Annotated in this window: 26 protein-coding genes and 1 pseudogene; 12 read left to right on the forward strand and 15 right to left on the reverse strand. The window is 43.0% G+C overall.

The annotated features are described in order from the left end of the window. Nucleotides 1-56: 56 nt before the first annotated feature. From JMX03_RS03890 to JMX03_RS03905, 4 genes are all read left to right on the forward strand, one after another. On the forward strand, nucleotides 57-596 hold the full coding sequence (locus tag JMX03_RS03890) for a DUF924 family protein (protein ID WP_201594618.1): 540 nt from the start codon (nucleotides 57-59) through the stop codon (nucleotides 594-596). A gap of 83 nt (nucleotides 597-679) precedes the next feature. Then, nucleotides 680-1,633, forward strand: a complete 954-nt coding sequence (locus JMX03_RS03895; protein ID WP_201594620.1) for an arsenic resistance protein — start codon at nucleotides 680-682, stop codon at nucleotides 1,631-1,633. A 108-nt stretch (nucleotides 1,634-1,741) separates the two neighbouring features. Beyond that, nucleotides 1,742-2,278 (forward strand): cytochrome b, encoded by a 537-nt coding sequence (locus JMX03_RS03900; protein WP_201594622.1) that lies wholly within the window; start codon nucleotides 1,742-1,744, stop codon nucleotides 2,276-2,278. A 57-nt stretch (nucleotides 2,279-2,335) separates the two neighbouring features. Then, a complete protein-coding gene (locus JMX03_RS03905) occupies nucleotides 2,336-2,626 on the forward strand; it encodes a DUF4031 domain-containing protein (RefSeq protein WP_201594624.1) in 291 nt (96 codons plus the stop codon). Between the two features lie 162 nt (nucleotides 2,627-2,788). Here the strand turns inward: JMX03_RS03905 and JMX03_RS03910 are convergent, their stop codons facing one another. Continuing rightward, nucleotides 2,789-3,304, reverse strand: a complete 516-nt coding sequence (locus JMX03_RS03910; protein WP_201594626.1) for a DUF302 domain-containing protein — start codon at nucleotides 3,302-3,304, stop codon at nucleotides 2,789-2,791. Between the two features lie 412 nt (nucleotides 3,305-3,716). Here JMX03_RS03910 and JMX03_RS03915 point away from each other — a divergent pair, with 412 nt between their 5' ends. Continuing rightward, nucleotides 3,717-5,507 (forward strand): potassium/proton antiporter, encoded by a 1,791-nt coding sequence (locus JMX03_RS03915; protein ID WP_201594628.1) that lies wholly within the window; start codon nucleotides 3,717-3,719, stop codon nucleotides 5,505-5,507. A gap of 16 nt (nucleotides 5,508-5,523) precedes the next feature. On the opposite strand, the gene JMX03_RS03920 is transcribed toward JMX03_RS03915, so the two are convergent. Then, nucleotides 5,524-6,216 carry a haloacid dehalogenase type II gene (locus JMX03_RS03920; RefSeq protein ID WP_201594629.1) on the reverse strand — a complete coding sequence of 231 codons (693 nt, stop codon included), beginning with the start codon at nucleotides 6,214-6,216 and terminating at the stop codon, nucleotides 5,524-5,526. A gap of 189 nt (nucleotides 6,217-6,405) precedes the next feature. On the opposite strand from JMX03_RS03920, the gene JMX03_RS03925 reads away from it, so the two are divergent. Beyond that, the gene (locus tag JMX03_RS03925) at nucleotides 6,406-7,014 is read left to right on the forward strand and encodes a TetR/AcrR family transcriptional regulator (RefSeq protein ID WP_201575303.1); all 609 of its coding nucleotides are present in this window, start codon (nucleotides 6,406-6,408) and stop codon (nucleotides 7,012-7,014) included. Between the two features lie 146 nt (nucleotides 7,015-7,160). Here JMX03_RS03925 and JMX03_RS03930 read toward each other — a convergent pair whose 3' ends face one another. Continuing rightward, nucleotides 7,161-7,814, reverse strand: coding sequence for a DsbA family oxidoreductase (locus JMX03_RS03930; protein WP_201594631.1), 654 nt, complete (start codon nucleotides 7,812-7,814; stop codon nucleotides 7,161-7,163). A 33-nt stretch (nucleotides 7,815-7,847) separates the two neighbouring features. Then, nucleotides 7,848-8,402 (reverse strand): carboxymuconolactone decarboxylase family protein, encoded by a 555-nt coding sequence (locus tag JMX03_RS03935; protein WP_201594633.1) that lies wholly within the window; start codon nucleotides 8,400-8,402, stop codon nucleotides 7,848-7,850. A gap of 776 nt (nucleotides 8,403-9,178) precedes the next feature. Between JMX03_RS03935 and JMX03_RS03940 the strand changes: the two genes are divergently transcribed. The 4 genes from JMX03_RS03940 to JMX03_RS03955 all read left to right on the forward strand — a co-directional run bounded on the left by JMX03_RS03940 (nucleotide 9,179) and on the right by JMX03_RS03955 (nucleotide 12,302). After that, nucleotides 9,179-9,562: a rhodanese-like domain-containing protein gene (locus JMX03_RS03940; protein ID WP_201594635.1), complete on the forward strand. Its 384-nt coding sequence runs from the start codon at nucleotides 9,179-9,181 to the stop codon at nucleotides 9,560-9,562. Between the two features lie 110 nt (nucleotides 9,563-9,672). Further along, nucleotides 9,673-11,052, forward strand: coding sequence for an NAD(P)/FAD-dependent oxidoreductase (locus tag JMX03_RS03945; protein ID WP_201594637.1), 1,380 nt, complete (start codon nucleotides 9,673-9,675; stop codon nucleotides 11,050-11,052). A gap of 250 nt (nucleotides 11,053-11,302) precedes the next feature. After that, entirely contained in the window at nucleotides 11,303-11,650 is a 348-nt protein-coding gene (locus JMX03_RS03950; RefSeq protein WP_201575299.1) for a hypothetical protein, read from the forward strand. A gap of 103 nt (nucleotides 11,651-11,753) precedes the next feature. Next, nucleotides 11,754-12,302, forward strand: coding sequence for a Spy/CpxP family protein refolding chaperone (locus JMX03_RS03955; RefSeq protein WP_201594638.1), 549 nt, complete (start codon nucleotides 11,754-11,756; stop codon nucleotides 12,300-12,302). Between the two features lie 96 nt (nucleotides 12,303-12,398). Here the strand turns inward: JMX03_RS03955 and JMX03_RS15390 are convergent, their stop codons facing one another. Together JMX03_RS15390 and JMX03_RS15395 are read right to left on the reverse strand one after the other, a co-directional pair. Beyond that, nucleotides 12,399-12,839 carry a LysR substrate-binding domain-containing protein gene (locus JMX03_RS15390; protein ID WP_265090492.1) on the reverse strand — a complete coding sequence of 147 codons (441 nt, stop codon included), beginning with the start codon at nucleotides 12,837-12,839 and terminating at the stop codon, nucleotides 12,399-12,401. Further along, nucleotides 12,737-13,276: a LysR family transcriptional regulator gene (locus JMX03_RS15395; RefSeq protein WP_265090449.1), complete on the reverse strand. Its 540-nt coding sequence runs from the start codon at nucleotides 13,274-13,276 to the stop codon at nucleotides 12,737-12,739. Before JMX03_RS15395 ends, JMX03_RS15390 begins: the two co-directional genes overlap by 103 nt. 195 nt (nucleotides 13,277-13,471) lie before the next feature. On the opposite strand from JMX03_RS15395, the gene JMX03_RS03965 reads away from it, so the two are divergent. Then, entirely contained in the window at nucleotides 13,472-14,596 is a 1,125-nt protein-coding gene (locus JMX03_RS03965; protein ID WP_201594640.1) for an S-(hydroxymethyl)glutathione dehydrogenase/class III alcohol dehydrogenase, read from the forward strand. Nucleotides 14,597-14,740: 144 nt separating this feature from the next. Here JMX03_RS03965 and JMX03_RS03970 read toward each other — a convergent pair whose 3' ends face one another. From JMX03_RS03970 to JMX03_RS04010, 9 genes are all read right to left on the reverse strand, one after another. Then, nucleotides 14,741-16,480 carry an ATP-binding protein gene (locus tag JMX03_RS03970; RefSeq protein ID WP_201594642.1) on the reverse strand — a complete coding sequence of 580 codons (1,740 nt, stop codon included), beginning with the start codon at nucleotides 16,478-16,480 and terminating at the stop codon, nucleotides 14,741-14,743. A gap of 3 nt (nucleotides 16,481-16,483) precedes the next feature. After that, on the reverse strand, nucleotides 16,484-17,194 hold the full coding sequence (locus JMX03_RS03975) for a response regulator (protein ID WP_201594644.1): 711 nt from the start codon (nucleotides 17,192-17,194) through the stop codon (nucleotides 16,484-16,486). 131 nt (nucleotides 17,195-17,325) lie between these two features. After that, nucleotides 17,326-17,892: a PepSY domain-containing protein gene (locus tag JMX03_RS03980; protein ID WP_201594647.1), complete on the reverse strand. Its 567-nt coding sequence runs from the start codon at nucleotides 17,890-17,892 to the stop codon at nucleotides 17,326-17,328. Between the two features lie 142 nt (nucleotides 17,893-18,034). Beyond that, complete coding sequence (locus JMX03_RS03985) at nucleotides 18,035-18,703, reverse strand: class I SAM-dependent methyltransferase (RefSeq protein WP_201594649.1); 669 nt, start codon at nucleotides 18,701-18,703, stop codon at nucleotides 18,035-18,037. Between the two features lie 369 nt (nucleotides 18,704-19,072). Then, nucleotides 19,073-19,678, reverse strand: coding sequence for a hypothetical protein (locus JMX03_RS03990; protein ID WP_201594651.1), 606 nt, complete (start codon nucleotides 19,676-19,678; stop codon nucleotides 19,073-19,075). An 89-nt stretch (nucleotides 19,679-19,767) separates the two neighbouring features. Continuing rightward, on the reverse strand, nucleotides 19,768-20,418 hold the full coding sequence (locus JMX03_RS03995; protein ID WP_201575287.1) for a hypothetical protein: 651 nt from the start codon (nucleotides 20,416-20,418) through the stop codon (nucleotides 19,768-19,770). Nucleotides 20,419-20,510: 92 nt separating this feature from the next. Further along, the gene (locus JMX03_RS04000) at nucleotides 20,511-21,260 is read right to left on the reverse strand and encodes a PhnD/SsuA/transferrin family substrate-binding protein (protein WP_201594653.1); all 750 of its coding nucleotides are present in this window, start codon (nucleotides 21,258-21,260) and stop codon (nucleotides 20,511-20,513) included. A 3-nt stretch (nucleotides 21,261-21,263) separates the two neighbouring features. Next, on the reverse strand, nucleotides 21,264-21,758 hold the full coding sequence (locus JMX03_RS04005) for a PAS domain-containing protein (protein WP_201594655.1): 495 nt from the start codon (nucleotides 21,756-21,758) through the stop codon (nucleotides 21,264-21,266). Nucleotides 21,759-21,866: 108 nt separating this feature from the next. After that, nucleotides 21,867-22,229: a roadblock/LC7 domain-containing protein gene (locus JMX03_RS04010; protein WP_201575284.1), complete on the reverse strand. Its 363-nt coding sequence runs from the start codon at nucleotides 22,227-22,229 to the stop codon at nucleotides 21,867-21,869. A gap of 648 nt (nucleotides 22,230-22,877) precedes the next feature. Between JMX03_RS04010 and gdhA the strand changes: the two are divergent. Next, nucleotides 22,878-24,223, forward strand: a pseudogene (gene gdhA / locus JMX03_RS04015) (NADP-specific glutamate dehydrogenase). Nucleotides 24,224-24,800: the final 577 nt, after the last annotated feature.

A 24,800-nucleotide genomic window follows, 5' to 3' on the forward strand; every position in this document is an offset into this window, starting at 1 on the left:
ATTAGAGTGAGGGCATTGAAGTTATAAACTATAAAAAAGTATAAAAGGATGCATTAATGGTTAAGCAGATATTGGATTTTTGTTTTCATGAAGCGGGCAGTCAAAAATTCTTTGAGAAGGATGCAGATTTTGATCAGCTCCTTATAGAGCGTTTTAGTGAGGTACTGCAACAAGCTGCTGCGGCAGAGCTCTATACTTGGCGTACCAGTGCTGAGGGGCGCTTAGCGGAGATTATTGTATTAGACCAGTTTTCACGCAATATTTATCGTGATACTGCAGCGGCTTTTGCCCAAGATGCGATGGTGTTGGCACTCGCTCAAGAGGCCGTTGCAAGCGGCATATTAGAGGGGTTTGAGGCTTTAGAAAAACGTAAATTTATTCTGATGCCTTATATGCATAGCGAATCAAAGATCATCCATCAGCAAGCTGAGCAGCTCTTTAAACAGTACACTGACGAAGAAACTTATGGCTTTGAGATGAGACATAAGGTAATCATTGACCGCTTTGGGCGCTACCCTCATCGTAATGAAGTCTTAGGCCGTACTTCTACAGATGCAGAAATAGCGTTCTTAAAACAGCCAGGTTCATCGTTTTAACTATAAAGCGAATAAAAAATACGGGCATAAAGTACTAAGCCTACTCAGGTTTGATACTTTATACGGCTTAATAGGAATGATTCATGAAGTATCTGACTTGGTTAAGTAAAAACTTAAGTTTGAGTATTCCCTTATTTCTCATACTTGGGCTGATCGCAGGGCAAGTGTTTCAGACAGATAGCATGAAAATGCTGATCACACCGCTGACCCTGCTGATGGTCTACCCAATGATGGTTGGCATGAAGCTAAGGCAGCTATTGCAACCAGGAAACAACGCGGTACAGTTGTGGGCAGTTGCTATTAACTTTCTGCTCATTCCATTCATTGCTTTTGGCCTAGGTCGCTTGTTTTTTGCTGATCAGCCAGCGCTGGCATTGGGTTTGTTACTCGCCGCTTTATTACCGACCAGTGGCATGACTATTTCGTGGACTGGATTTGCCAAGGGTAACGTACCTGCTGCTATCAAAATCACTATTATTGGTTTGTTTTTGGGCTCGTTATTGACACCGTTTTATGTACAGTTTTTGATGGGTACCGAGATACCAGTAGAGCTATTAAAAGTATTCCAGCAAATTATCTTGTTTGTCATTGTTCCGCTCATTGCAGGGCAAATCACACGTACAATGCTGGTACGAAAACACGGGCAACAAAAATTCCAGAGTCATTATGCGCCGCGCTTTCCGCCCTTTTCGAGCTTGGGTGTACTCGGTATCGTCTTTGTCGCTATGGCGCTAAAGAGTGATGACCTACTGCGCTCCCCAGAGCTGATTTTGAGCATATTGATACCCTTGCTGATCTTGTATGTACTGAACTATGTGATTAGCACGGTCATTGCACGTAAGGCGCTCAATCGCGGCGATGGTATTGCGCTGGTGTATGGTACGGTGATGCGTAACTTATCGATAGCGCTGGCACTTTCTATGACTGCATTTGGTGAAGCAGGCGCCCAAGCGGCTATCCTTATTGCTCTGGCTTATATCATTCAGGTGCAATCAGCGGCGTGGTACGTGAAATATTCTGATAAGCTATTTGGGTAACAGGGTTTTTTATTAACAGAGAATAGACACTGTGTAGCTGTGCTAATTTATGCTGAGATTTGGTATTATAGTCGCTCTTAGGTGGCTGTTATTTATAAAAGGTGATGTATGGACAAGGTTCAACCAAGTGTGACTCAGGTCAATAAGTGGTCTGTGATGAGTCGAGTGTTTCATTGGATCAGCGCCCTGTTATTGCTCGTAACCTGGGCTATGATTTTTTTGTATGGCAATACCGATAACTCCTTGTATATCAATCTGCACAAGGCTTTTGGTGTCAGCCTGTTGTTTTGGATGCTTGCGCGAGTGATCAATCGAGTATTTACCAAAGCGCCACCAGCGGTAGCGATGCCTAAATGGCAAGTAGTCATATCGCAATTGACGCACTTTGCTCTCTATGCATTATTGATAGCCATGCCAGTAGCAGGTCTGTTAATGTCTATCTATGGTGGTCGTCCTGTTGATGTGTTTGGTTTGTTTCAAATCCCAGTTTTTGTTGAGATAGATCGTAGTGCCGCACGCTTTTATAATGACTTGCACACGGATATTATTTGGCCGATGATTCTCGTCTTTACCGTCGCGCATATCGGTGCTGCGTTGTTTCATCAATTTATTCAAAAAGATAAATTAATCAACCGTATATTGTAGATGTTAATGGCTTTATATCAGGTTTTTTAATTTAGAGTGATTCAAAGGTTTGATGATATGGCGGTATATGTGGACTTTGCGCGTATAGAATTCAAAGGGTACAGATGGTGCCATATGTTGGCAGATACTCTGCAGGAGCTGCATGAGTTTGCTGAACTTATAAATGTGAATAAACGTCTGTTTCATCGCAATGCCAGTTATCCTCACTATGACATTACTGTAGAGATGCGTGTCATCGCCATTGAATACGGTGCGATTCCAGCGGATAGAAAAAAGATCATTGAGTGCGCAAAGAAGTTAAAAGTAGAGCTAAATAGTCAGATGGTTATATCTGATCATTGTGAGTGACTTTTATTTTGCTATAGGCTCATGTTTGTGACGTTATCTGAAGGGCGTATTAATTAAAGGTTACGTTATTCAAAAGCTATTTGGTGAAATCTAGTGAAGGTAAGGTGGATTGTGTTTTTACCAATCCACCTTATTTATGTGTTTCATTCTTCTGTTCTATGTCTATTTGGCAATGGCTGCCTGACTGATACCACTTAGCGCTTTCGAGATGTTGTCGATGGCTGTGTCACAACCTTGAATATCATGACGTGTTTTTAGGTAGTCAGGGTTGTTGTAAGACAACCAAACCTTGTTATCTGCATCTTCGCTGATTAGAATCTTTTGTGGTAGATCGATGGCGACACTTTGCTCGCATTGCATCAATGGCGTGCCAGCTTTAGGGTTGCCAAACATAATGACCTGTGTTGGTCGCAACTCCAGATTCACACCTGCCGCATTTTTTTGATGATCCACTCTAGCAAAGACTGTCATGCCTTTGCTTTCTAAGATAGACGCCAGTTTATCGGCCGTATCTTTCACGGAATGATTGCTCTGTAGAGTCACCAAGCCTTTTTCGGCATTGATAGTAGTGGTGGTCTCTTTTGAGGAGTTGCTGTCAGGCGAGTTCAAGATGTTTTCGACACTGGCGCAAGAAGCAACAGCCAACGCCAAAGCGGCGATTGAGAGTACTTTAATCATAATCTTCCTTGTTTATTGTTGTTAAAAGTAATGGTGCTAGACCATCATTGTGCGTAATAGAGAGGGCTATTGCAATATAACCCCTGTTTTTTATGTACAGAGCACAATATTGATATAAATGAGCATTTATTAGTGACCAATTTATGATATAAAATACAGTCTGCTTTCCGTGTTTTTATGCTTACCTCAGGTTATTTAACTTAGGCAGCTTTGATATATCATAGTCGGAGGACTTTTAAACCGCTACGGTGTTACCCGCCCTAGATGTACTCAATGTACTATCTGCGGTCGGTCGCCTTGTAACGATTTTAAAATTACTTGACTATAGTTTATTGGCACAAAAGGGCTAGAACCTGCAGGAGGGTAAAGCCAACATTCTCGTAATAATTATTAAAAATAGGGTTTAAAATAGATGGATACCTTAAATATCCTATATCTGGTAGGGGCATTGTTAATATTTGCCAGTATTATGGCAAGTACGCTGTCGGCTCGTTTGGGTATCCCCTTGCTATTGCTGTTTTTGGCAGTAGGGGTGCTGGCGGGCGAGCAAGGTATCTTAGGCATTGAGTTTTCCCAATATAACATCGCCAACTTCGTCGGGCAGGCAGCCTTAGCTTGTATCTTGCTAGACGGTGGATTGCGCACTTCTTTTAAGTCTTTTCGAGTAGGTCTGAAACCCGCGATTACCTTAGCCACTTGGGGAGTACTGGCGACTGTCATGGTGTTAGGAGTATTCGTGACGTGGCTGCTGGGCGTGGATTGGCGCGTTGGTATGCTCATGGCTGCGATCGTAGGCTCCACCGATGCAGCAGCGGTTTTCTCTTTACTACGTAATGGCGGCGTCAAGCTTAACGATCGCGTACAGGCCACGCTTGAGCTAGAGTCCGGTGCCAACGACCCTTTAGCTATCCTATTGGTGACTGGGTTAATTGCGCTCAATGTTGACCCTGCAGGGCAAACAGCACTTGCGTTTTTAGGACTACTGTTTCAGCAACTGAGCGTTGGCTTGGGGATGGGTTTACTCTTTGGTTATTTGCTCTCTAGGCTATTGCCTAAGGTGCATTTGGCAGAGGGTATGTATGCTATTTTGATATTATCGGCTGGTCTGTCAGTGTTTGCTGCCACCAACCTGCTTGGAGGTAGTGGGTTTTTGGCGGTTTATCTGGCGGGTGCGCTGATTGGCAACTACAAAGTACGCTCTACTGAGCATGTGATGCGGGTGATGGATAGCTTTGCGTGGCTATCACAAGCGGTGCTTTTTGTGGTGCTAGGGCTGCTTGTGACGCCATCTAACGTTATCAATGTTTGGCACTACTCAGTTGCGATTGCTGCCTTTATGATCTTAATCGCTAGGCCTATTGCCGTCTATACCAGTGTCAAACCCTTTAAGTTTAAGGACAGAGAGATTGGCTTTATCTCTTGGGTCGGCCTTCGCGGGGCTGTTCCTATTACCCTTGCTATTTTGCCCATCATGGCAGGAATAGATGAGGCCTTTTTGCTGTTTGATATTGCCTTTGGGGTCGTTGTCTTGTCTTTGATATTGCAAGGGATGACCATTCCTATTATGGCGAATTTGTTTAAAGTGCGTATTCCGAATAATAAAGATCCAAAAGAAGAGCATGAAGTTTGGGTATCGGATAAAGCGAGCATTACCTTGTATGAGTTTGAAGTAAAGTCAGGAGCGTTTGCCATTGGTCGCCATCCTATGGGTATCTCTAAGCGCATCAGCCCTGATGAGATCAGTGTTTTTGCTCTGGTGCGTGGACAGCAAGTAATGGTGGTTGAAGAAGATACGAAGCTAAAGTTTGGTGATAGTGTGTGGTATGCGATGCGGGGTAACTACGCCAGTAAAATTGCCAAGATATTTAATGACACCACTTTAGATCGCAAAGCCATCGATGACTTTTATGGTGATTGGTTGCTATCCCCGAGTGTGAAGCTTGGAGACTTGCCATTTTTTACTGGCGTGATGACTTCTGACTCTCTGGTAGAAAAGCTGAAATCCAAACCAGAAGATCCTTCAAAAAGCATGTGGCAACAAACGGTCGCTGAGTATGTAAAAGGCAGTCTAGGAACTGCGCCAGTCTCTGGTGATACCGTCGCAATCAATGATGAATGGTCACTGGTGGTCAAAGAAGTCGATGATAAAGGCAAGCTTAGAACCATTGGTCTAAAGCAGCAAGAGGTGGCAGAGCCTGCTTGATTGGACTGTTATTTACTCACTTACTGCTATCAATGATTTGCTCAGCAAGGGTGACAAGATCTGCGGCCATAAAGCCAGGTGTTGGTACCTTGGCTGCAGGCAATAAGGCGTTATAAGGACGTTTGACAAACGCCCCTTGGCAGCCAGCGGCTTGCGCACCAATCGTATCCCAAAGATGACAAGCCACTAGACAGAGGTCTGACATCGCGACAGACATCTCTTCAGCGACCATCTGATAAGTCTCAGGCGCAGGCTTGAACTTTTCTACTGTCTCAACGCTAAAAGACTGCTCAAAGAAACCATTCAATCCAGCCTTCTCAAGTGGCGTATTCGATGCGTTACTCGCTGAGTTGGTCAGCGTAACCAACCGAAACCCTGCCGTACGTAACTTCGTTAACGCTGGTATGGCATCGGGGTGGGCGGGCATGTCAGCCATGCGCTGCTTAAACTCATTGATATCGTCATCTGTGAGTGTGACTTGATGGATATCAGCTGTCATCTGCAATGCACCGACACCCAGCTCGCCAAAGGATGTATAGAGACCCGATAAGGTCATGGTTTGTGAATAAAGTACCAACTGGGCGAACCATTCTCTTAATATTTTATCGTCACCGAACAGCCGAGCAAATAAAGGTGCGAGGGTGTCGATATCGAGTAGCGTCTCATTGACATCGAACACGATGATGGAGGGCGATGGTTTAGAAGACATGAAAATTCCTTTTTATCGTGATAGGTTATGTCAGCGAGACCTATCATTTTAATGATAGCAGTGACAGTGATTAACCTTACTTTAACTAGACTTGAGTAATCATTCAAGATAAAATTGAGTAGTCACTCAAACTGTATGGTGTGCTCATCTCATCAGTTGAGGTCACAGTTTTAAAAATTGGAATATATTATGTCACGTACCGCACTTTATAACCGTTCAGAGGCTTTGGAGCGTGCTCTACAGCTGTTCTGGCAAAAGGGCTTTCATGCCACCTCAATGAAAGATATCGAACAAGCACTGGATATGCGCCCAGGAAGTATCTATGCCGCTTTTGGTAATAAGGATGGACTGTTTCAAGAAGCACTTGATCATTATGCTCAAGCTGGACTGACAGCGCTTGAACGCATACTGGCCAGCCATGAATCGCCTTTACTGGGTTTGGCTGCTTATCTGCGAGAGCTTGGCGGTATCCGTGATCGAAACATACCGAGCCAAGCTTGTATGTTGGTCAAAAGCTTGCTTGAGCTTGGGGCTCGTGAGCAGTCAGCACTGGAAAAGGTTGAAAAGCTGTTGGCTGGCATGGAGGCGCGCTTTATAGAGTGTTTTGTGGAAGCGCAGAGGCTAGGGGAGCTTGATGATGAGCTTGATCCTACTAGGCTTGGACGTCGGCTGCAGGCTGAGATTATGGGGATACGCGCCTTCGCTCAGCGTGATGTCGATAGTGCTGCGGTACATGCGCTGGCAGATGATATGGCGTCCTCTATAGAAGCAATGCGCAATGACGCGCTTGCTGACTAATGGATTTGTATTAGGGTCTGTTAAACATTCAACTTTGAATGGACGAAAAATCGTTAAAGTTTTGTCAAACATAAAAAAGGGCTACTCGAATTTTCAAGTAGCCCTTTTTATATCTAGATTTTAACAGTTTGTTTTTGGGCTTGGTATTACTCTGGTAGCTCTGACAACTGCTGCAAGATACTTTTAAAATTCTCGACCCCTTGTGCGCCGCTAACCAAGTGTTTTTGGTTAAAAATAACAGAAGGCACACTTTGAATGCCTTGCTGACGCCACTGCTGCTGCGCTGTACGTACTTCATTAGCAAAACGTTGATCTGCTAGCACTGCGAGTGCCTCGCTACGATCCAGTTCGATCTCTGCAGCGATATCGGCGAGCACTGTATTATCGGAGATATTTCTGTTATTGGTAAAGTGCGCGGCAAACAATGCTTGCTTTAACTCATGCATGCGCCCTTGCTGATCTGCCCAATGCAAAAGCTGATGCAAATTAAAAGTATTGTGCATACGTGTGTCATCAGTGAAGTTGAACTCAAAACCAACCTCGCTACCCGCTTCATTCATTCTAGCTCGGCTTGCATCGGACTCTTGCTTGCTCGAGCCGTATTTCTCCATAATATGCTCACGCAGGTTTTGACCCTCGGCTGGCATGTCAGGGTTTAGCTCAAACGGGTGCCAGTGTATCTCATAGGCAGTATTGGTTTGCTCAAGTGCTTGTGCCAACTGTCGATAACCGATGACACACCAAGGGCAGACAACGTCTGATACGATGTCTATTCTGAGTGGGGTTTGTGGATTGGTCATAATCTCTTCCTTTGTTTTTTGTATCAATAGCTTTTAGTCTGCTTTTTGCCATTCAAACTTTTGGAATGGCTTATCAATTGGTGTGTTGGCCAAATGGTTAGTGTAGTTACTCATAACCTTTTGCGCGGCAGCAAGCACGACTTCTAAAATCTGGCGCTTGCTAAAGCCTACATCCAAAAATGCTTGTACAGCGTCATCATCAACATTACCACGACCACGGATGACAGAGAGCGTGAAGTTACGTAAGGCTTCTAACTTTTTAGTCGGTAATGGCGTCTCGTTACGCAGGGCATCAGTGATGGTATCATCGACTTTCATACTCTTGGCAATACCTGTGTGAGCGGGCACGCAGTAATGGCACTCATGCTCGACGTTAATGGTTTGCCACACGACGGTGGTCTCTTCATCGTCAAAGCTGCTGTCCAAAAACAGCTGATGCAGACGCTGATAACCTTCTAATAGCCCAGGTGCTTCTGCCATCACAGCATGCAAGTTTGGAACCATACCAAAGGCACTGATAGAAACATCAAGCAGCTCTTTGCTATCTGCTGGTGCGCTTTGCTTGTCGTGTAAAGTAAATTCGGTCATGTAAAATCCTTATTGTGAGTATAAAAGTTACGTGGTTTATATGCATTTAAGCATGATTACCAAAATTGAGTGATTGCTCAAATTAGATGACAATATTTGCTTAAATCCGTCAACAAACACCACTATAAATCATTTTGAGCGTTCGTTCAAATATAAGTTGAACGAACGCTCAGGTTTTTTGTAAACATTGTGAATGGATAGGGGTTTGCTACCAGTCAAACTTCAGCTTTAAATGTGTAGATAGACTTATTTATTCTGAAGGCTATTTATCATTACCTATTGTTGTTTCGATGCCAGTGCTGAATTATCGTAATGAGCAGCTAAGTTACTTGCTTATTTGGTTACGACTTCTTCATATCAGGATGTATCCTCAATTTGAAAATTAGCTTTTAAATGGGCCAAAAATGGCCAAACTTCTGCCAAACTGCTAGCTCCCTTCATATCGACAGCTCAATGCTTGTAAAGCAGATCTTATACGATTTACATTGATCTTGTGGTACTCGCCATCTATTGCTATGGAAGTAATTGTCTCTAATTAATACGATATACAAATAAATATATTAATATATGTGAAATATTGTGGACATATTATACTAAATGACATATTATTTTTAATATATGCACTTTTATTTTATTTAGATACTGACAGCGTTGTGTCCTATAGATTGAATATTGATTGTACTTATTAGATATTTTGTTGTATTTATAAATAATAGCTTATCAATATACCGCTTTTTAACTGTAGTGATTCAACCACCATATTTTGAGGATTTATGATGAAAACCGCACATGACTTAGTAAGCGCTGCTAAAGAGAAAATTACTGAAGTATCATTGGCACAAGCAGAAGATGCTTGTCGCAAAGCCGATATAGTGATTGATGTACGAGAGCCAGCTGAGTATGCAGCAGGTCATATTGCAGGAGCGCTATCAGTACCACGTGGCGTATTAGAGTTCAAAGTAAATGACCTACCTGCTATTAAAGGGGCTGATACAAACATCTTAGTTTATTGTAAAACCAGTGGCCGTGCAGCGTTGGCCGCACAGTCACTAGAAGTGCTGGGTTATAAGCAAGTGGTTTCGATTGCAGGCGGTTTTGAGGCATGGATTGAAGCTGGCAAGCCAACTGTCAGACCACATGATGGCGTTGATTTTGGTTAGTGCTTAGTACCTTGAATCAAGTATCTTGAGTTAGGTGCTTTGAATTAGGTGCTTTGAATGGCAATATGTTTTTTGGGTGAAGGTAAGCTTAAGCAGCTAGGGACAGTACTATGAAAAGACTTTTTAATGATTTATCAAATATATCAAGCCAAGTGACCAGTCATGATCCAAAGACTGAGTCAAAAAATGGTCTTAACCGTCGTCAGTTCATTGGTGCTGGGGTAGCAGGTGGGGCAGTCGTAGGTAGTATGGCGATGACAGGGTGCTCAAGCTTACCCACTCATCAAGACAGCCCCAGTATCGTAGTCGTAGGTGCTGGCGTCGCAGGGTTGGCAGTTGCCAATCGCTTGAGCCGCCAATTACCCAATGCCAAGCTAACGCTGTTAGATGGCCGTAAAAATCACTATTATCAGCCTGGTTACACGCTGTTGGCGACTGGTGTGTGGAAGAGCGCTGATAAAGTTATCAACAGTAACGCTGACTTGCTACCTGCTGGCATTGACTGGGTACAAGAAAACGCCCGTGAGTTTTTACCCGATAGTAATCAAGTCGTGACCGACAGTGGCAAAAACATTGGCTATGATTATTTGGTGATAGCCACTGGTTTAAGATTGGGTTTTGAGGCCATTGAGGGTCTGGACATCGCAGAAGATATAGGCTCTGACGGTATCGGGAGTGTGTATCCCAGTCCAGAGGTTGCCCTAAAGACATGGCAGCAGATGGATGAGTTCCGCCAAAAAGGTGGACGTGCGGTGATGACTCTTGCACATACCGATATGAAGTGTGCTGGAGCACCACTAAAAATGACCTTTATGCTGCATGATAGGCTTACTCAAGCGGGCACACGTCAAGACAGTGATGTGCAGTTTTTTAGTCCTCATGGCACAGTTTTTAGTGTGCCTTTGGTCAATGAAAACGTACTGTCGCGCTGGGCATCATATGATCCACCAATCGGTACCAATTTTCATCAGCGTTTAACCGCCATCGATAAAGGTGCTAAAGCTGCTTACTTCACTGATGAAGCTGGCAAGCAGACTCGTCAGGATTATGACTTTATTCATGTCGTGCCGCCCATGTTTGCAGTAGATAGCGTATTGAATAGTCCGCTGGCTAATGACAAAGGCTGGCTGGATGTCGATAAATATACACTACAACACAAGATTTATGACAATGTCTTTGGTGCTGGCGATATCAATGGCACGCCAAAAGGAAAAACAGCCGCAACGGTCAAACTCTCCGCACCGATAGTGGTGAACAACCTCATCGATGTAATACAGGGTAAGGCGCCCAGTCAACAATTTAATGGTTATACCTCTTGCCCGATGCTAGTAGAAGAAGGTAAAGCGATGTTGGTTGAGTTTGATTATGAAAACAACCTGACTCCTAGCGTCCCTTTGATTGACCCTTTAAAAGAGAGTTACTTTGCTTGGTTCTTGGAAGAGATGATGCTAAAACCTGCCTATATGGCGGTTGCCAAAGGCCGCGTCTGACCTTTTATAAGAGTCAGTAGTGCATAGCAGTATGATTAATGTCATTGCGTTATGATTATATGAACTATTACATAAACCAGAGTTAAATAAACTACCCGACTCTCAACTACTTAAATATGTTGTTGTAGGCTGTGGCTTTAGCCCAGCTTAAACCTTTGCGAAAGCAAAATGCTGGGCTAAAGCCACAGCCTACGATAATCCATACTATGTTGAGAGTCGTGTACAAACTAGAAATTTCAAAGGATTGACCATGTTACTTTTAAATCAAGCGTTCATGATGTTATGGGAAGCCATACTAGAAAACGCTACCTTGGTAATAGCATTAGTGCTGATATTACTGGTGGCGTGGGGGTATTGGGTTGCAGTCGGTAGAAGCAAGCGACTCGCTTATCGTCTGGCCGCTATGTCGGCTATCGTGGTTGCGATTATTGGGTTTTTTGCATTACCGATATTTTTTAAAGCTGGCTTATCAGACATGAGCTACTGGGTAGACTGGGCGTTTCATCTGGCGACGGTGCTCGCATTGTTGGTATATGCTTACTTGGTATTGCTGCCATTGATGACAGGATTGGCGGGTTCGACTAAGTATAGAGCTTAGCGTAGAGACTAAATTATCAGTGCTATCTATCATAATTAGGCTAGCAGAATAATGCCTATGCTTATCATGTTTTATTTATTAATCAAATCATTAGGAGAGTAGGATGCAAGGTGTCAATAGATTGAAGTCGTTGAAAGCCCCAGTATTGTTAGTGGCAAGTAGCTTATTGCTAGGCGCATCATTAAGTGCGTGTCAGAGTACCATACCGACTTACAACACGGCACATATGCCAGCTTCGCCGCAATCTTCAGTAGACCTGTTGGCAGCTCCGGTTGCAGATACTGGGCTGAGTGTCGATGCCGATAGCAGCTTTCCTATCGTAGAGTTAATGCCATTCATCGTTGGTCAAGCAGATGCACTGGCGTTAACGCCTGCACAAGTAAAAGTGTTTGCTGATTATCGCAAGATGGCTATGAAAAACCGTATGGCACTGCAGGCTAATGAAAAAGCCTTGCGTGGGCAGTTGCGCACAGCGATGATGACAGGCGCTGATGATGCAACGACGACGGCACTGATGCACCGTATCAGCGAAACTGAGATGGCGCATATGAATCTACGCCATGAATGTCTTAAGAACGTCCGCAACACCTTAACGCCTGAACAGTTTGCAACGCTCATGCAAATGTATAAGCGGTCACTGCAGCGTTCTTAGCCGTTAATATTGTTAATGGCAGGATGGTTAATGAGCTAATGACCGAAGCTTGTCATGGGTTTGCTTGGCGTGGGTTTGGCTACCAAAGCCGCCACGCTAAACCAAACGCTCTGTTAGATAATCTACCAGCAAACGAATCCTTGGGGATAAGTGGCGGTTGTGCGGGTAGACGGCCCAAATGCTTTCCTCAGGCTCTCTATAGTTATCCAATAAGCTAACTAGTGCACCTGATGCCAAGTGTCTCTGCACATAGTAATCAGGCAGCTGCACGATACCCAAACCTTTTAATGCCGCATCGACTAGGCTGTGACCGCTGTTATATTGCACAGTACCAGACACTCGCATGTTTCGTTCTTTACCCGCTTTTTTATTGTTCTCTATAAAGTGCCAGTAATCACGGGTGCCAAGCAGACAGTTATGTTCACTCAACTCGCTTAGCGTATATGGTGTGCCGTATTTTTTGAGATAAGCAGGCGCAGCGCAGACGAAGTTGGTACGACGGCTGAGTTTTTTGCCATCATCGTTGAGTCGCTTAATTTGCCAATGCGAATGGCCAAATCATAGCCACCATCAACCAAGTCAATTTTCTGATTACTCAAAAATGCCGTTACTTCGATATCAGGATATTGCACCATGAAGTCATTGACCAGAGGCAATAGTTGCTGTTCGCCATAAGTGACAGGGGCGGTCAGTTTAATCCTGCCTTGCGGTTTGGATTGCAGATTACTCACGGCTTGCTCAGCGGCGTCTAAGCCATCAAGGACACTGCGGCAATGCTGATAAAACACGCGGCCTTCTTCAGTCAGTGTTACCTTACGAGTTGTACGATATAGCAATTTAATATTGAGACGTTTCTCTAAAGCGCTTACTTGGCGGCTCACTTGCGCAGTGGATATCCCTAATTCTTTTGCAGCACGCGTAAAGCTCTCGTATTCTGCGACGTAAACAAACTCACTAATGCCATCCCAGCGCATGATTATTACCACTGTGTAAAAGAGATTTGCAAATATAGCACATTGTTATCACAGCAGAAACAACTATAATGGTCAGTATAAAATTAAACGTCTTACAAGCTGCTACAACTGCCGCTTGCCTATACTAAATAAGCCATATAAGCTGAATAGGTCTGTCTTCAATACGCGATAAATCCATTAAAAAGAGAGAATATTATGTCAGATAAATTTATTAAATCGAAAGCCGCCATTGCTTGGGGCCCAAACCAGCCACTATCTATCGAAGAAGTGGATGTCATGCTGCCACGCAAAGGCGAAGTATTAGTAAAAATTATCGCCAGCGGCGTTTGCCATACCGATGCTTTCACGCTATCTGGTGAAGATCCAGAAGGCGTATTCCCAGCAATTTTGGGTCATGAAGGCGGTGGTATCGTTGAGCAAATCGGTGAAGGCGTGACCAGCGTCCAAGTCGGCGATCACGTTATTCCTTTATACACCGCAGAGTGTGGCGTCTGTAAATTCTGTACTTCAGGTAAAACCAATCTGTGCTCAGCCGTACGCGAGACGCAAGGTAAAGGCCTGATGCCAGATGGCACCACGCGTTTTTATAAAGACGGTGAGCCAATTTATCATTATATGGGCTGCTCAACCTTCTCTGAATATACGGTATTACCAGAGATTTCTTTAGCTAAAGTGGATAAAGAAGCACCGTTAGAAAAAGTTTGTTTGCTAGGTTGTGGCGTGACCACCGGCATGGGCGCGGTTATGAATACCGCTAAGGTTGAAGAAGGAGCTACCGTTGCTGTTTTCGGCCTTGGTGGTATTGGCCTCGCCGCTATCATCGGTGCAAAAATGGCAAAAGCCAGTCGTATTATCGGTATTGATATCAACGAAGATAAATTTGAGTTGGCTAAAAAGCTTGGCGCGACTGATTGCATCAATTCTAAAGACTATGACAAGCCTATCCAAGAGGTCATCGTTGAGATGACTGATGGCGGCGTAGACTATTCGTTTGAATGTATTGGTAATGTCGATGTCATGCGTTCAGCGCTTGAGTGCTGTCATAAAGGCTGGGGCGAGTCGGTCATCATCGGTGTCGCTGGTGCAGGACAAGAGATCTCAACCCGTCCATTCCAGCTAGTGACTGGTCGAGTCTGGAAAGGTTCAGCATTTGGCGGCGTCAAAGGCCGTAGCGAATTACCAGGCTACGTCGATCGTTATATGCAAGGTGATATCCCATTAAATGACTTTATCACTCATACTATGCCATTAGAGGACATCAACGAAGCCTTTGATCTGATGCATAAAGGTGAGAGTATTCGTACGGTTATTCATTTTTAAGAGATACTTTTTAAAAGTAGTAACTAACGATATTGGTTTTGAATTTAGCGTTATAAAATAAAGATGCCGCTCCTAATAGGAGCGGCATCTTTTTAGCCTATGTCATTGATAAGGTTCTGAGGATAAAGTCGCGTCCTAATGAGTTTAATCTGTAAACACCAAAGTTACACATAAGCCAGTACTGTCTTGAACGTTCACGCTCTCTAGAGTTGATGCACTCAAAAACACGTCAATGCCTACCTGTTCGCAAATGGATTTTACGATAGACAATCCTAAGCCAGTACCGTCAATAGTCTCCGTCTTGCCACCAGCACTGTCTGAGCGCATCAAGCGAGAGTCTTTATTTATTAAATTAGAATTGTCATTAATAAAGGCAGAGGTGTCTGAAGGTTTGTTAGAGTGACTGAGACGCACAAAAGGCTCAAATATAGCCTCATAATCTTTAGGACTGATCCCTCGGCCAGTATCCATAACTTGCAGGGCAAGTCGATTATCAAGCCAGCGACTGGCTTTGCTATGTTTGTCTAATTTGCTTGTTTTATCTGATTTTTTGGCGATAGGTGCTGCACCAGAGTGAATCACATGGCGGCCTAAACCAAATTTATTATCATCCTTATTATTAATATAATCGTTATCCGTCTGTATGAATTCAGATGTGAGATGAAACAGCTTAATCGCTACTTGACCATGATCAGGCGTATAGACAATGGCGTTTTGAATGATGTTTTTAATCACTAATAATAATGAGGTTTCATCTATATTTACTTGCTCATCAGCCAATAGATGAACAGTCAGCTCAATATTTTTATTATCAATGATGGGAATCAATAGACTGATGACTTCTTCGATCACCGCTTTGACAGAGATGAGTGGGCGGTTTTCAATGTTACTGCTATCAATATGATCATTGAGACTGCCAACACGTGCGAGCGTTAACAGCTGCTCGACCAGTTGCTGATTGCGCTTTAGGCGCATGGCAAGCTTATCCAAACCCTCTGTCATCACTGTATCATTGCTAATGCGCTGCAATCTTTGTAATTGTAATGAGATGGCGGTCAGTGGGGAACGTAACTCATGGGCAGCATCGGCGATAAAGCGCTGTTGACGTTCGATACTGGTTTGTACTAATAGAAGTAGCCTATTTAAAGATGCCACAAACGGTGATAGCTCAGTAGGCAAATTATCGATGGGCAGGGGTGTCAAATCATTCTCACGGCGTTGATCAATGTCATGGCGTAATTGGCGTACCGGCCTTAGCATGTGCCACGTAATAAATGGCAATAATAATGTCAAAAAGGCCATGCCAATAATGAGAGGGAAAAATGATTGTAGGGCGCTGGACTTGGCAAGCTCATCCTGAAACTCTGTGCGCTGACGGACAATAATCACATTGTCAGCGCTATCGTTACGATAGATGCGCCAAGTGTCATCGTCAATAACTTTGGTGCTGATACCTACGGGGATGGCTGGTAGATCTTCAACAGTAATGTAATCATAGTCTTCGTCGCTGTGAGACCTAATATTGTCCTTGTTCTTAACATCACCATCATCGTTATTGTCACTATTATGAGAGGAGTAATTGATTACTGGCATTGTCAGTTTGGTATTGATAATATCAACCGTTATGCTGCCATCCTCATCATCGGTATCAAAGTGAATATTGGATTCGAGCAGAGTATTGTTATCTACTGCACCGAGATGAATGGTTTGTTCGATGAGTGCCGACATACTCTCAAGGCTGTCATCTTGAAACTCGTTTAGCTCTTTATAGTTATACCAAAACCCATAGCCGCCTGCGACTATTGCCAAGAGCAGTAGCGCTAACACTGACCAAAAAATCAGCTGAAACTGCATAGACTTAAAGAGTTGGCGCATAGCTGACATAGATTAAGCCCTAGGATGATTGGCGTCACTGTTACTAGTAGCATTGCTATTAGCAGTATTGTTGCTGATATACCAGCCCAGACCTCGGACATTTTTAATCCTAGCTTGTCCAAGTTTTTTTCTTAAACTATGAATTAAAAATTCCACCGCATTACTCTCGACCTCACCGCCCCAACCGTATAACGAGTCCTCTAGCTCAGTCTTTGACATCACCTTTTCGGGCGATAACATAAACTTGGTCAGCAGCATGTACTCTTTTGCGGTCAAATCGATAGGCGCTGCGTTCATCATCACGCGTTTATTGGTGGTATCTAAGCTCAGATTACCCACGGTTAAATGATTGTCGGCTTTACCCTGTGCACGGCGGATGAGTACGCGCATTCTGGCAAATACTTCCCCAAGCTCAAAGGGTTTGACCACGTAGTCGTCTGCTCCTGAATCGAGCCCTGCGATACGATCTTTGATATCATCACGCGCTGTTATAATCAATACGGGTGTATCGATTTTGGCATCTCGAATGGCAGTTAATACTCCCATACCGTCAATCTCAGGTAAGCCTAAATCTAATAAAATAATCTCATAAGGCTGCACCTTTAAGGTCAGAATAGCTTGGCGGCCATTTTTGACCCAATCGACGATATAAGTCTCATCTTGTAATGCTTCACTCAAGCTCTCACCAATCATCAAATCGTCTTCAACCAGTAATACTCGCATAAAGTATCCTTACGTTTTTATATTTTTTTAACCATAAAAAAGGCTCTAACCGATACCATAGTAACGCTTAGAGCCTTTGTTGAGTAGGGTTATAACAGAAGTAAGCTATGAAAGTCTCGCTGACTGTAGTGCTAGTCGTCGTTGTCTAAGCGTGTGCTAATCACTTTGCCAGTCATGGCATCAATCATGACCTTGTGGGTTTGATTGCCTTTGGCGACTTTGATCTCATACACGGATTGACCATCATCATTATCGAACTCGGCTTCAAAGACTGTGCCACCGACGCTGCGAGCCGCGGTTTGCATCGCTTGATTTAGATTAACCTTAGCCTGTTTCATGGCTTTGTATTCTGCTATGTCTTTATTATCAAGCTTTTCTTGCTTGGTCTTTAATACCTTGCCGCTATCAGCATCGATATCTATTTCATATTCGGTGTTATTGGCAATGACTTTAACTTCATATTTACCGCCTGCTGAGTAATCGTTTTGATCAAATTCAGCACTGACAATGTCACCTTTGACGGTTTTTTGCGCGATATTAAGGGCTTGCTCAAAGCTGACTTTACTTTGCACGGCAGCCATTGCCTCGCTGCCTTGGCTCTTGGTAGAAGCCTGTACAGTCATCATGCTAGCTGTGCCGAGTCCTGCGATACCTAGCGCCATAACCATAGATTTGCCAAACGTTGATAAGTTTTTCATAGTGTTTATCCTTTTAACGTTAATCAATATGACTGTTTATTAATAACAGCATTTGTGTTGATGGTTTTAGTATATAAAAGAAAACATAGGAGAAACTTAGCGCAAACCAAGGGTTGAATTAGATTTATTTACTTTATATGAGTTATTTATCAGACCTAGAAAACGTCAAAATATGTCCTTTAAAAGGCTGATCTAGATAAGTAGTATCCTCAGGCTTGACGTGTTTACTGCTAAAGCCATACTCAACCATCTTTGCCGTTATCTTGTTTTTGCGTCCGCGACCGGGGTCAACGATGATCACTTCACATTTTGGCAACGCATGACGCTCAATAAATGCCGCCAATATATCGATATGCTGATCTTCATAGAGTAAGTCGCTACCGATAATCATATCAAAGCGCCCAAGGCTACTGTTGTCCTCGCTCCAGTCTAAGCGCTCAAAGTTAATTTCTTTATTATTATTGAGCGTGGTATTACGATCCAAAAAGTACTCGACCGTTGGGTGATAGTCCGTCGCTGTGATATCCGCGTGGCGATGATTGAGCAATAAACTAGATAATGCCATGCCGCAGCCAACCTCCAAGATACGTTTGCCTGCAATATCGTAGTCGAGCATATGATTGGCAAGCACCAAACTTGAGGGCCAAATGACGCCAAACAATGGCCAAGAAGCCGAGCAAATGCCCAAATTTAGCGCCTCATCATCTGGGTCACTGAATTGTTGATTGTCACGCAGGGTACAAATATGAATGTCTGTATTGCCAATTTCAATCGTTTGATAACGCACGCGCACAGTAGTTAGCGAAGTCATAAACCATCCTAAAAAATAAGCAAAAGTGCAAGGTTTGGCAAAGGTTGCCACGATCAGGAGTTAGAGGAAAGATGAGTTAATAGTTTATATAAAAAAGTGAGATTGGTTTAATACCAGTATGCCTGATAGCTTGGTGAGTTATTGTTACTTAGTAGGATATTATCATTAAGAGTATTACTGAGGGGGAATCTCATAGAATGGCTAGGTTTTAGAGAAAATAACTGTAGAGAGGATTGTAGAGCGGAGAGTATGCAAAAGTGATTGAAGTGAAAGCTGAGGTGATAAAAATACAAGTGCATCTGGTCTTGTGACAGATGCACGATAGGTTCAGTTGGTTATAGAAAGCTGGTTATGAGCAGAAAGTAAGCTCTAGCTATCAAACTTAAGCCCAGAGGTTTTCAGAGCCCAAATCAATTCGATAAAGGCACGATTATTGGTCAAGGGTTCGCCATCGATGATGAGAGCATAGCCGCTCCCGTCAATCCATAAGAACACAAAGCTGGTCTCAGGAATGAGCAGATCTACTTGCTGAAAGAATGATATCGCTTGGCTTTCAATTGCCCAGCCGCGCTGCTTTTGACGTATCATAAAACCAGAAAAATCTGCCGCTGCCACACTGAGCATGTCGGCTTCTTCTTGAGTATAACCAATACGTGCTAAGCAAAACCCTTCATCTGAGGCAATAGCCGCACGGCGCTTACCTGATAAGCTTGCCACGACGTAGGGCAAAAACTGATCAAGTGGCAGATTGGGCGCTGGCAAGAAGGTCGATAGCTTTTCAATAAATCCTTGCTCAACGAAGCTTTCTAACCAAAGCTCTGAGTACCTTTCCAGCCAATCTGCTACGAGCAAGGTCTCCCGACCTGACAATAGAGCTTGTAGTGCCAGCTGCATGTCAGTTGGCTCACTTTGAGAAAATGCTTCAAACACGCCAGCAGGAGTTAGAGTAATATACGTTTTGTGAGACGTGGACATGAGAGCTACCTTGTAAGTCGTTAAAAGAAAAATAATCTATGATCTATGAACATGCAAAAACCAGGCCATAAGGGCGATGTGTTATTTTCTTAGTTTATACTTAAGGGTTCACTTTCTGCTTGATGCTCAGTATCAATCTGCTCTAGCTGTCGTTGACAATGACTCCAGCGCTCATCAAACTGCCAATCGCTTTTACCTAAGCGAAACCAAACAATAGAAAAGGCCAGACGATCATTACAAGCCAGACAATGAGCAAAAAACTCACGTTCAACTTGTTCGATGATGTTCCAATCACCTGCATCACGCGCGCTCATCAGCTCGTTGGTAATATTTTTGGCGATCTCTTTAGCATCATCGCTACTGATACGTAGTCGATGAGTTTGTACGTTAAGGGATGGCGTGACCAGTACGCTCCAGCGTGTCGCAAACTCACTGCTGTGTCTTATGTAATCAAGTTTATTAATACAATTATGAAAAGCTTGCTCTATCTGTGGATGCAGACGACCTTGGATACGAGCAAACACACTCTTAATATCATAAGGTATATCATACCAACAGCCAAAGAAAAAGTCAGCGACAGCGCCTTGCAAAGGCTCTTTTTCATTCAGTAACAAAGCCGCATTGATACGCTGTTCGTGGTAGTAGCGGTTATTGGGTGCTGAAAAAATCTTGCGCGAATAGTAGCGAAACACGCGGCGTGCTTCCCTCTCATTTTCTTTGATAAGATCTATGTCAGGCATAATAGAGTCCTTTAGGTCATGTCACTGTTGCTACTGCGCTGCGACAGGTCATGACCTAACTAAGCAAGTTGCAGAAAGATGCAAATAAGCGTCTAGTCGAGTAAGGTTTGCATCAAATCAATCATAAACTCGGCGTCTTCTTCATTCATTGCCTCAAACCCTTGAGGCATACCAAGCTCGGCCAACGCCTCTTTACCATCCTCATCGTTATGCAAATTAAGAATGGCATCCATGAATACTTCGGTATCAGGAAAACCCTCTTTGATGAGTAGGACATGGCTAATATCAGCGAGGTCACTTTCGATAAGCACGGATAGCTGGGCTTTGGTTAAGCGTGAAAAGCTGTGAAATACCTCTGCCAAAAAGAAAGCGGCTTGCGCATCACCTTTGATAACTTTTCGAGCGGCAGCTTGATAGTTCTCTGTGACATCCCAGTTAAGATCAGTCTCTTCTATATCAACGGCCTCTAGTAAGCGTAAACCAATCAGCTTAACATCACGGTTATCTGCCATAGCAACGGTTGCACCAGCTTTGATGTCTTCTAAGCTATTGATGTCGCTATTTGCGGCAGCAGCAATCACCATCTCATCGGACTTACCGATAGGGCGGGCAACCGCTTGGTAGCCTTGTTCACGAATAAGTGTCGCTGCATCAAAAGGGTTGGCATAAATGACCTGAATGTCCTCAGTGCCAATCACTTGCTCTTGCTCGGCATGTGAGGCAGGGATATTTAGGTGCATATTTAGATTGGCGCGCTTTTGAATCAAAGTGTTGAACATGTGCCAGCCTGCAAAACGCTCGGGCGAAAAATCAGGAGCGATTAACATATTGTGTGTCGTCATGATTTAATCTTCCTCATTTTGTTTCATGTCAGCATATTGGACAATAGCGGCTTCGATTTTGCTGCGAGAGGGCTTACGACGTACAGACGTATAGCCTACGGTTTCACCGCGACGAACATTAGGCACTACAGTGGCATAAACCCAATAGTGGCTGCCATCTTTGCATAGGTTTTTGACATAGCCATGCCATTTTTGACCCGCTTCTACGGTATCCCACAGGTCTTTGTAAGCTGCTTTTGGCATATCAGGATGGCGCAAAATAGATTGTGGTTGACCGATGAGCTCGTCCACACTATAGCCACTAATCTCGACAAAGGCATCGTTGACATGGGTCAGAACACCATCTAAATCTGTACGCGAAACAATGAGCTTGCCATCAGGGTAGGGACGTTCGATATCAGTATCATAGACAGTGCGTGAAGTACCATCATAATAGGTCAGAGTGATTTGCTCAGCTGGCATATCAGGACTAAGTGCATCAGGAATTGGAGAGCACATAATAATCTCCTATAATTGTTATTATATTTAAGTCAAATCATCAGTTTTTGGTCGCTATTTATTTGTTACTACTTAATAGCTTTACTGAATAATCCTGACGTTTGTCTGTTAGATAAGTTTTGAAAGCGCCTCTGAAGCACGCTTAATATCTAGAAAGATAAGGCCAAGTTTGGCATTAGGTTTTGCCAAGATCGTTAGTACAGCTTCTTTACCTGCTGAAGTCATGATGACGTAGCCTTTTTCACCTTGAATCATAATGCGATCAATACTGCCACGAACCAGCTCACGACCTGCTCTTTCACCCAAAGACAGTAAGGCTGCCGACATAGCACCAACACGATCCTCATCAATTCCTGTTGGCAATGCTGAAGCAATCATTAAACCATCGTTTGAGATTAGAGATGATGCTTCAACATCTGCTGATGAGCTGTTTAGGTCTTCTAAAATTTGTTGGAAAGAATCTGTACGCATGTGATGTCTCTATAATTTATTATTGAATGGATACAAACCATATATTGATAAAACTATAAAAAAGCTATAGTGCTAAGATTCGCATTATAATACCTTACTGATTATATTGATATGGCTAAACCAAAGTATTTTTTAAAAATAAAACGATTTTATGCCTTTTAAGCTATGTTTAATACCGTTCATATTAGTTTATGGACTATATAAGCGACTAAATGCTGAGGATAGAGACTTTTTGCATTTCGTCTATACCTATAGCCATTCATAATTAGTAGCATTTATATTGCAATATGGGATTGACTTTTTTGAGCAGCAAGGTAAATTAAATGGGATGGGTTAAGTAACGAGTTGTATCTAATCCTATGATAAAGCTGCTCACTGTCTGCACGATCTATGTAATACTGTCTCAATCCATGCAAAATCGGCAGTTTTAAATTGATATGTAAGAAGCTTAAGAGTGATATGGTTATTCACCATGCGCCATCGCGGCTGCTCAGCCCCTTAGCCTGTCAAGATCCAATCCCGCCTGTTTTTATGTACTAAACGCATAAAAGCATCCGTAATCATGCATCGACAATATTATTTAGAGTAATACGATATTGTGCGGATGTGATCCAGCAACACCACCTGTATTATCGTTAAGGAAGCTATATGAGTATCAGCCAGGCCATCGAAAATATTGAAGCACGCTATGCGCATCAATCTGAGTTTGTTCAAGCCGTGAAAGAAGTCGCGCTTACCATTGCACCTTTATATGAAGCCCATCCTGAGTATGAAGAATTCAAAATATTTGAGCGTTTAGTAGAGCCTGACCGTGTCATTGGTTTTCGTATCAACTGGGAAAATGATAAAGGTGAAGTTCAGGTAAACCGTGGGTGGAGGGTGCAATTTTGCAACGCTTTAGGTCCTTATAAGGGCGGTGTTCGTTTCCACCCCACTGTCAACCAATCAGTCTTAAAGTTTTTGGGTTTTGAGCAAATCTTCAAAAATGCCTTGACGGGCTTGCCAATGGGCGGCGGTAAAGGTGGCTCAGACTTTGATCCTAAAGGGAAGTCTGACAGTGAAATTCGCCGTTTTTGCTATGCCTTCATGCGCGAGTTGCACCATTATGTAAACAAAGACATTGACGTGCCAGCTGGTGATATCGGTGTTGGTGGCCGTGAAATCAGCTACATGTTTGCGATGTACAAGAACCTAACCCATGAATATGGCGGTGTATTGACAGGTAAAGGCGTAGGCTTTGGTGGTAGTTTGATGCGTACTGAGGCAACAGGTTATGGTGCGGTTTATTTTTTAGAAAACATGCTAAAAGCCCAAAACGAAAATATCGAAGGAAAACAGTACTCATCTCAGGTGCTGGTAACGTCTCACTGCATGCTGCTGAAAAAGTCTGTATGTTGGGTGGTCATGTGGTGACTGTTTCTGATTCGCAAGGTACCTTGTATGATGAAAAGGGTCTCAATCAAGAAAAAATCGATTGGCTAAAGAAGCAAAAAGAAGACAGTAAGCCATTGGCTGATTATGTCGGCGTATATGGTGGTGAGTGGTTCCCTAAGCAAAAGCCATGGCATATTAAAGGCGACATCGCTATCCCATCAGCGACGCAAAACGAAGTCAATGAAGATGATGCCAAGCTTATGGTCGAAAACGGTATCAAATATGTTGTCGAAGGCGCTAATATGCCGTTGACTGCTGATGCCGTTGATCATATCCGTCTGCACCGCGTGCATTATGCACCAGGTAAAGCGGCCAATGCTGGCGGTGTGGCAGTATCTGCACTTGAGATGTCACAAAACTCAGTACGTCAGTATAAAACCTTTGAGCAAATAGATTTGCGTCTTAAAAATATCATGAGAAATATTCATGACTGTGCAGCTGATGCTTCAGAGGAATATAACCAAACAGATAATGGTTATATTGACTATATGGCAGGTGCAAATATCGTAGGCTTCAAACGTGTGGCCGATGCATTGTGCGCGTATGGTATTTTGAACTAAAATACTTAATACCTTTGATCGGCACTCAGATTGCTATCAAGATACAGTTAATTATCAAGGCATAAGTAAGTTGAGCAATTAATATTCATACCTGCTTTATAATAGCTTTATCAAAAAAACCGCTTCTATCATGTTTATGGAAGCGGCTTTTTTGTGTTGTAAATATAAATTATGCCAAACCCAAAAAGTGCGATTAACTTTGTCAAACTTGCTAAGTCTACTAGGTGTAGTACTTGCACAAGTTTTCCGCGTTACTCTAATTTTTGGAAATGGTATTAATACGCTAAAATCGCTCTATTCGTTATAAAAATCTAACCAATGCAATGAGCATTACCTACAGTTTTTACTTAGACTAGATCGGTTTTAGCTATCAGCAGTGCTCATTTGTGAATGTTCAACAGACCCTAAGTAAAATCGTACAAATTAAAATTCTAACATTCAATAAACCCTATTAATCATAGAATGTTTTTAGTACATATTGCTACATTTAGATACTTTTATATCCCAAAGCTGTGTTTATTTAATCGTAAAATAAATATAAATCCATACTGTTTGTAAGGTATAAGGATAATAGTCT

The organism is Psychrobacter fulvigenes (assembly GCF_904846155.1).
Lineage (GTDB): Bacteria > Pseudomonadota > Gammaproteobacteria > Pseudomonadales > Moraxellaceae > Psychrobacter > Psychrobacter fulvigenes.

Coding starts and splice junctions, on each gene's coding strand:
- JMX03_RS03905 (WP_201594624.1), top strand. CDS start 2,336: ATGGCGGTATATGTGGACTTTGCGCGTATAGAATTCAAAGGGTACAGA.
- JMX03_RS03895 (WP_201594620.1), top strand. CDS start 680: ATGAAGTATCTGACTTGGTTAAGTAAAAACTTAAGTTTGAGTATTCCC.
- JMX03_RS03930 (WP_201594631.1), bottom strand. CDS start 7,814: ATGACCAATCCACAAACCCCACTCAGAATAGACATCGTATCAGACGTT.
- JMX03_RS03935 (WP_201594633.1), bottom strand. CDS start 8,402: ATGACCGAATTTACTTTACACGACAAGCAAAGCGCACCAGCAGATAGC.
- JMX03_RS03980 (WP_201594647.1), bottom strand. CDS start 17,892: ATGAAAAACTTATCAACGTTTGGCAAATCTATGGTTATGGCGCTAGGT.
- JMX03_RS03925 (WP_201575303.1), top strand. CDS start 6,406: ATGTCACGTACCGCACTTTATAACCGTTCAGAGGCTTTGGAGCGTGCT.
- JMX03_RS03985 (WP_201594649.1), bottom strand. CDS start 18,703: ATGACTTCGCTAACTACTGTGCGCGTGCGTTATCAAACGATTGAAATT.
- JMX03_RS03915 (WP_201594628.1), top strand. CDS start 3,717: ATGGATACCTTAAATATCCTATATCTGGTAGGGGCATTGTTAATATTT.
- JMX03_RS03955 (WP_201594638.1), top strand. CDS start 11,754: ATGCAAGGTGTCAATAGATTGAAGTCGTTGAAAGCCCCAGTATTGTTA.
- JMX03_RS15395 (WP_265090449.1), bottom strand. CDS start 13,276: ATGCGCTGGGATGGCATTAGTGAGTTTGTTTACGTCGCAGAATACGAG.
- JMX03_RS04010 (WP_201575284.1), bottom strand. CDS start 22,229: ATGCGTACAGATTCTTTCCAACAAATTTTAGAAGACCTAAACAGCTCA.
- JMX03_RS03950 (WP_201575299.1), top strand. CDS start 11,303: ATGTTACTTTTAAATCAAGCGTTCATGATGTTATGGGAAGCCATACTA.
- JMX03_RS03990 (WP_201594651.1), bottom strand. CDS start 19,678: ATGTCCACGTCTCACAAAACGTATATTACTCTAACTCCTGCTGGCGTG.
- JMX03_RS03975 (WP_201594644.1), bottom strand. CDS start 17,194: ATGCGAGTATTACTGGTTGAAGACGATTTGATGATTGGTGAGAGCTTG.
- JMX03_RS03965 (WP_201594640.1), top strand. CDS start 13,472: ATGTCAGATAAATTTATTAAATCGAAAGCCGCCATTGCTTGGGGCCCA.
- JMX03_RS03890 (WP_201594618.1), top strand. CDS start 57: ATGGTTAAGCAGATATTGGATTTTTGTTTTCATGAAGCGGGCAGTCAA.
- JMX03_RS03995 (WP_201575287.1), bottom strand. CDS start 20,418: ATGCCTGACATAGATCTTATCAAAGAAAATGAGAGGGAAGCACGCCGC.
- JMX03_RS03900 (WP_201594622.1), top strand. CDS start 1,742: ATGGACAAGGTTCAACCAAGTGTGACTCAGGTCAATAAGTGGTCTGTG.
- JMX03_RS03945 (WP_201594637.1), top strand. CDS start 9,673: ATGAAAAGACTTTTTAATGATTTATCAAATATATCAAGCCAAGTGACC.
- JMX03_RS04005 (WP_201594655.1), bottom strand. CDS start 21,758: ATGTGCTCTCCAATTCCTGATGCACTTAGTCCTGATATGCCAGCTGAG.
- JMX03_RS03910 (WP_201594626.1), bottom strand. CDS start 3,304: ATGATTAAAGTACTCTCAATCGCCGCTTTGGCGTTGGCTGTTGCTTCT.
- JMX03_RS03940 (WP_201594635.1), top strand. CDS start 9,179: ATGAAAACCGCACATGACTTAGTAAGCGCTGCTAAAGAGAAAATTACT.
- JMX03_RS03970 (WP_201594642.1), bottom strand. CDS start 16,480: ATGTCAGCTATGCGCCAACTCTTTAAGTCTATGCAGTTTCAGCTGATT.
- JMX03_RS03920 (WP_201594629.1), bottom strand. CDS start 6,216: ATGTCTTCTAAACCATCGCCCTCCATCATCGTGTTCGATGTCAATGAG.
- JMX03_RS04000 (WP_201594653.1), bottom strand. CDS start 21,260: ATGACGACACACAATATGTTAATCGCTCCTGATTTTTCGCCCGAGCGT.